This is a genomic window from Streptomyces sp. A1136 (assembly GCF_004795055.1).
In the GTDB taxonomy this organism is placed as follows: domain Bacteria; phylum Actinomycetota; class Actinomycetes; order Streptomycetales; family Streptomycetaceae; genus Streptomyces.
The window spans coordinates 1-2,465 of record NZ_SSBJ01000093.1; the positions used below are offsets into that span (position 1 = coordinate 1).

The 2,465-nt window shown below is 66.8% G+C and carries 1 protein-coding gene; it reads right to left on the minus strand.

What is annotated here, in order from left to right; genetic code table 11:
- Positions 1 to 2,465: methionine synthase (gene metH / locus E6R62_RS37375; protein WP_136217899.1), on the minus strand; the 2,465-nt coding region annotated here is incomplete at both ends.

Here is a 2,465-nt window from a genome sequence, read left to right on the forward strand (position 1 = left end):
GCGTCCATGAGGCGCAGGCCCTCGAAGGCGTCGCGGGCGTAGCGGACTTCGCCCTCGTAGATCTCGTGGAGGTCCTGTTCGACGTAGGCGCGGGTCAGGGCCGCCCCGCCGAGGATGACCGGGTAGTCGGCCGCCAGCTTGCGCTGGTTGAGCTCCTCCAGGTTCTCCTTCATGATCACGGTGGACTTGACCAGCAGGCCGGACATGCCGATCACGTCGGCCTTGTGTTCCTGGGCGGCTTCCAGGATCGCGGAGACGGGCTGCTTGATGCCGATGTTGACGACGTTGTAGCCGTTGTTCGTGAGGATGATGTCGACCAGGTTCTTGCCGATGTCGTGGACGTCACCGCGGACGGTGGCGAGCACGATGGTGCCCTTGCCGTCGTCGTCGGTTTTCTCCATGTGCGGTTCGAGATAGGCGACCGCGGTCTTCATCACCTCGGCGGACTGCAGGACGAACGGCAGCTGCATCTGACCGGAGCCGAACAACTCGCCGACGACCTTCATACCCTCCAACAGGGTGTCGTTGACGATGTCCAGCGCCGGACGGCTCCGAAGCGCCTCGGCGAGGTCGTCCTCCAGGCCGTTCTTCTCCCCGTCGATGATGCGGCGCTGCAGCCGCTCGTCCAGCGGCAGCGCGAGGAGCTCCTCGGCACGGCCGTCCTTCATCGACTTGGTGTTGACGCCCTCGAACAGCGCCATCAGCTTCTGCAGCGGATCGTAGTCCTCGGCCCGCCGGTCGTAGATCAGATCCAACGCCGTGGTGACCTGCTCCTCGTCGAACCGGGCGATCGGCAGGATCTTGCTCGCGTGGACGATCGCCGAATCCAGGCCCGCCTTGACACACTCGTCGAGGAAGACCGAGTTCAACAGGACCCGGGCGGCCGGGTTGAGGCCGAAGGAGATGTTCGACAGGCCCAGCGTGGTCTGCACCTCGGGGTGACGCCGCTTGAGCTCGCGGATCGCCTCGATGGTGGCGATGCCGTCGCCCCGGGACTCCTCCTGACCCGTGCAGATCGTGAACGTCAGGGTGTCGATGAGGATGTCCGACTCGTGGATGCCCCAGTTGCCGGTCAGGTCCTCGATCAGCCGCTCGGCGATGGCCACCTTGTGCTCGACGGTGCGGGCCTGACCCTCCTCGTCGATGGTCAGCGCGATCAACGCCGCGCCGTGCTCCCGCGCCAGCGCGGTCACCTTCGCGAAACGCGACTCCGGGCCGTCACCGTCCTCGTAATTCACCGAGTTGATGACCGCGCGCCCGCCCAGCTTCTCCAGACCCGCCCGGATCACGGGAACCTCGGTGGAGTCCAGCACGATCGGCAGCGTCGAGGCCGTCGCGAAACGCCCGGCCAACTCCTGCATGTCGGCGACGCCGTCACGACCCACGTAGTCCACACACAGATCGAGCATGTGCGCGCCCTCGCGGATCTGGTCCCGGGCCATCTCCACGCAGTCGTCCCAACGGGCCTCCAACATCGCCTCGCGGAACTTCTTCGAACCGTTCGCGTTGGTCCGCTCACCGATCGCCATATACGAGGTGTCCTGCCGGAACGACACCGTCTGGTACAGCGACGACGCACCCGGCTCCGGCCGCGGCCGCCGCTCCGCCGGAGCCAGACCCCGGACCCGCTCCACCACCTGCCGCAAATGCTCGGGCGTGGTGCCACAGCAGCCACCGACCAGCGACAGGCCGTACTCGCGCACGAAGGTCTCCTGCGCGTCGGCGAGCTCGGGGGCCGACAGCGGATAGTGGGCGCCGTCCTTGCCCAGCACCGGCAGACCGGCGTTGGGCATGCAGGACAGCGGAACACGCGCGTTGCGGGCCAGGTAGCGCAGGTGCTCGCTCATCTCCGCCGGCCCGGTCGCGCAGTTCAGGCCGATCATGTCGATACCGAGCGGCTCCAGCGCGGTCAGCGCGGCGCCGATCTCCGAACCGAGCAGCATCGTCCCGGTGGTCTCCACGGTGACCGAACAGATCAGGGGCACGCAGACGCCGAGCGCCTCCATCGCGCGACGCGCGCCGATGATCGAGGACTTCGTCTGGAGAAGATCCTGGGTGGTCTCCACCAGCAGGGCGTCGGCCCCACCGGTGATCAAGCCCTCCGCGTTGACCTGATAGGCGTCACGGATCGTCGCATAGTCGATGTGGCCCAACGTCGGCAGCTTGGTGCCCGGGCCCATCGAGCCCAACACCCAGCGCTGCCGCCCCGACGAGGCGGTGAACTCATCCGCGACCTCCCGGGCGATCCGCGCCCCGGAAGTCGACAACTCGAAATTGCGGTCGGGGATGTCGTACTCGGCCAACGCGGCGAAGTTCGCACCGAACGTGTTCGTCTCCACACAGTCCACACCGGCCGCGAAATACTCACGGTGCACATTGGCCACGATGTCCGGACGCGTCACGTTCAAGACCTCGTTACAGCCCTCCAACTGCTGGAAGTCCTCCATCGACGGGTCCTGCGCCTG